Raw genomic sequence first — 3,310 nt, 5'->3', positions numbered from 1 at the left:
CCGTCCGCTGTGTCCGCGAGCTGCCGGGGATCAAGCACACCGCCCTGCTGGGTGCCCTGCACCGGCGGCGGGAGGCCCGTCGGGCGGGGTGGGACGACGCGCTGTTCGTCGACGACGCCGGTTTGATCGCCGAGGGACCCACCTGGAACATCGGGCTGTGCGTGGTCGGGCCCGGCGGGGCCCGGGTGGTGTGGCCGCGCGCGGCCGCCCTGGCGGGGGTCACGGCGGCGTTGCTGCGGGAGCGGTGCGGCGCCGGGGTCGAGCACGCGCGCGTGCCGGTGCGCCGCGCCGCGCTGCCGGAAGTGGGGGACGGGGTGGTGCGGGCGGCGTTCGTGACCAACGCGGCGGTGGGCGTGCGGCCGGTCGCGGCGGTGGACGATCTGGAGGTGGACCCGGAGCACCCGCTGATCGCGGAACTCGCCGAGCGGTACCGGGCCCTGCCGGGCGACCCGATCTGATCGGGGCCCGCGCCGGTCCGCCCCGCGCCGGTCCGCCCCGCCCGGTGGGCCGGATCCGGCGGCCGGGGTCTCAGCGGCGGCCGGGCGGGGTCCACACCTCGCCGCCGAGCACCTGCCGCATCCCGATCCACACCATGTTCATCATCCGCAACGCGGTGTCCTCGGCGGAGCGGCGCGGGTGACGCTCCATCCAGTCGGTGAGCGAGTCGGCGGCGCCCACCAGCGCGTGACCCACGAACTCGGCGTCCTCCTCGCCGAGTCGGGTGGCGGGGGTGCCGGGCTCGCCGACCAGGGCGATGCCGTCGCGCACCAGTCGCGTCACCTCGGCCATGATCGCCCGGCGGGCGCGGTCGATCTCCCCGGCCACCGTCTCGCCGAGGTCGGCGGCGTGCCGGTGCAGCACCACCCAGCCGTCGCGGTGGTCGGTGACGAAGCGGAAGAACGCCTCCAGCCCCGCCCACAACCGGGCCTCGGGGGTGTCGCCGGTGTGCGCGGCCTCGCGGAGCGTGGCGACCAGGCGTTCGGACTCGCGCCGGACGCAGGCGACGAACACCGCCTCCTTGGAGCCCAGGTAGAGGTAGACCATGGGCTTGCTGATGCCGGCCCGCTCGCAGATCTCGTCCACGGCGGCGGCGTGGTAACCGCGTTGGGAGAACACCTCCAGCGCCGCGTCGACGATCTGCTCCTCGCGGACCGCGCGCGGGAGACGGCGTCGGGTTTTCTCCGTCACCCTTGCACCCTATCCGGAGGGCATTTAGTGTGATCCGCCGGTAAACCTACCGGCCGGTTAAACAAGCGGTCCGGCGCCGGCGCCGGTTCCGCGTGCCCGTCCGGTCCCCGTGTCGGGGCCGCACCCCCACCGGCCCCGGCACGAAGGGCCCCGGCATGAGCGGTTTCTGCCTCGACATCAACGATGACCAGCGCACCCTGCGCGACTGGGTGCGCGGCTTCGCCGAGGAGGTCGTCCGTCCGGCCGCCGCCGAGTGGGACGAACGCGAGGAGACCCCCTGGCCGGTCATCCGGGAGGCGGCCCGCATCGGCCTGTACGGCTTCGAATCCCTGGCCTCGATGCACGGTGACCCCACCGGCCTCTCCCTCCAGATCGCCAACGAGGAACTGTTCCGGGGCGACGCCGGGATCGGCATGTCCCTCTTCGGCACCTCCCTCGCCGTCGCCGGGATCTTCTCCGCCGGCACCCCCGAGCAGCTCGGCGAATGGATCCCGCAGTGCTTCGGCGACGCCGACGATCCGGCTGTCGCCGCCTTCTGCGTCTCCGAGCCGGGGGCCGGCTCCGACGTCTCCTCGCTGCGCACCCGGGCCCGTTGGGACGGGGCGCGGGACGAGTGGGTCCTGGACGGGCAGAAGGCGTGGATCACCAACGGCGGCATCGCCGGGGTGCACGTGGTCGTCGCCTCCGTGGACTCCGCGCTCGGCGCCCGGGGCCAGGCCGCCTTCGTCGTCCCGCCCGGCACGCCGGGCCTGGTCGGAGGGCCGAAGATCAGGAAGCTCGGACTGCGCGCCTCGCACACCGCCGACGTCTTCCTCGACGACGTGCGGGTCCCCGGCTCCTGCCTGCTCGGCGGGAAGGAGAAGCTGGACGCCCGCCTCGCCAGGGCCCGTGAACGCCCCCGCGTCGGGGCGGCCGAGGGCGGGAAGGGCGGCGGGACCCGGCGCCAGGACGCCATGGCCACCTTCGAGCTCAGTCGCCCCACCGTCGCGGCCCAGGCCCTCGGCATCGCCCGCGCGGCCCACGAGTACGCGATGGAGTACGCCGACGGCCGGGTCGCCTTCGGTCGGCCGGTCATCGAGAACCAGGCGATCGCCTTCGCCCTCGCCGACCTGCGCACCGAGATCGACGCCGTGCGGCTGCTCATCTGGCGCGCCGCCTGGATGGGCGCCACCGGCAAGCCCTTCGACGCCGCCCAGGGCTCGATGTCCAAGCTGCGCGCGGGGGAACTCGCCGTGACCGCCACGGAGAAGGCGATCCAGGTCCTCGGGGGCGCCGGCTACAGCCGCGAGCACCCGGTGGAGCGGATGTACCGGGATGCCAAGATCTACACGATCTTCGAGGGCACGAGCGAGATCCAGCGGTTGGTCATCGCCCGCGCCATCACCGGCCGTCACATCCGGTGACCGCCCCGGCTCCGCCACCCCGGCGTCTCAGGTGAGCCGGGAGAGGTCGTCCCGGGTGAAGGGGCGCACCTCAAAGCTCCGTCCGGTGCGGATCTTCTCCACCCACTCCGGGTCCGTGAGCAGGGCGCGGCCCACCGCGATCAGGTCGAACTCGTCCCCGCCGAGGCGCTCGATGAGCTGCTCGATGCCCGTGGGGTCGGCCCCTCCGCCGGTGAAGGCGGTGGTGAACACCTCGTCCAGACCGACCGAGCCCACCGAGATGACGGGCAGTCCGGTCAGCTTCTTCACCCAGCCGGCCAGGTTGAGGCGGGAACCGTCGAACTCGGGCTCCCAGTACCGCCGGGTGGAGGCGTGGATGGCGTCCACCCCCGCCTCGACCAGCGGGGCGAGGATCGACTCCAACTCCGCCGGCGACTGCGCGAGCCGGGCCCGGTAGTCGCTCGCCTTCCACTGCGAGATCCGCAGCATCACGGGGAAGTCGGGCGCGGTGGCCTTCCGGACCGCGGCGATGATCTCGGCCGCCAGCCGGGTGCGCGCCACCGGGTCGCCGCCGTAGGCGTCGGTGCGCCGGTTGGTGCCCTCCCACAGGAAGCTGTCGATCAGGTAGCCGTGCGCGCCGTGCAGTTCCACGCCGTCGAAGCCCAACCGCCGGGCGGAGGCCGCGGCCTCGGCGAAGGCGGTGACCACGGCCTCGATGTCGCGGGCGGTGGGGACGGGGC

The 3,310-nt window shown here is 74.0% G+C and carries 4 protein-coding genes; 2 read left to right on the top strand and 2 right to left on the bottom strand.

Annotation, left to right across the window (positions count from 1 at the left end):
- Positions 1–458: aminotransferase class IV (locus FNQ90_RS17055; RefSeq protein ID WP_182607174.1), on the top strand; the 458-nt coding region annotated here is incomplete at its 5' end.
- A 70-nt stretch (positions 459–528) separates the two neighbouring features.
- Here FNQ90_RS17055 and FNQ90_RS17050 read toward each other — a convergent pair.
- Positions 529–1,188 (bottom strand): TetR/AcrR family transcriptional regulator, encoded by a 660-nt coding sequence (locus FNQ90_RS17050; protein ID WP_143623204.1) that lies wholly within the window; start codon positions 1,186–1,188, stop codon positions 529–531.
- A gap of 155 nt (positions 1,189–1,343) precedes the next feature.
- Between FNQ90_RS17050 and FNQ90_RS17045 the strand changes: the two genes are divergently transcribed.
- Positions 1,344–2,591, top strand: coding sequence for an acyl-CoA dehydrogenase family protein (locus FNQ90_RS17045; protein ID WP_182607173.1), 1,248 nt, complete (start codon positions 1,344–1,346; stop codon positions 2,589–2,591).
- A 27-nt stretch (positions 2,592–2,618) separates the two neighbouring features.
- Here the strand turns inward: FNQ90_RS17045 and FNQ90_RS17040 are convergent.
- Positions 2,619–3,310 (bottom strand): oxidoreductase (locus FNQ90_RS17040; RefSeq protein ID WP_456115103.1); only part of this gene is annotated, 692 nt, incomplete at its 5' end.

Origin of the sequence: Streptomyces alkaliphilus, from assembly GCF_014141535.1 — a bacterium.
Lineage (GTDB): Bacteria > Actinomycetota > Actinomycetes > Streptomycetales > Streptomycetaceae > Streptomyces > Streptomyces alkaliphilus.
The sequence above is the reverse complement of the archived record's forward strand: the minus strand, read 5'-3'. Positions and strand labels throughout refer to the sequence as shown.

Excerpts from the sequence above, each read along its gene's own strand:
- FNQ90_RS17045 (WP_182607173.1), top strand. The coding sequence starts at position 1,344 with ATGAGCGGTTTCTGCCTCGACATCAACGATGACCAGCGCACCCTGCGC.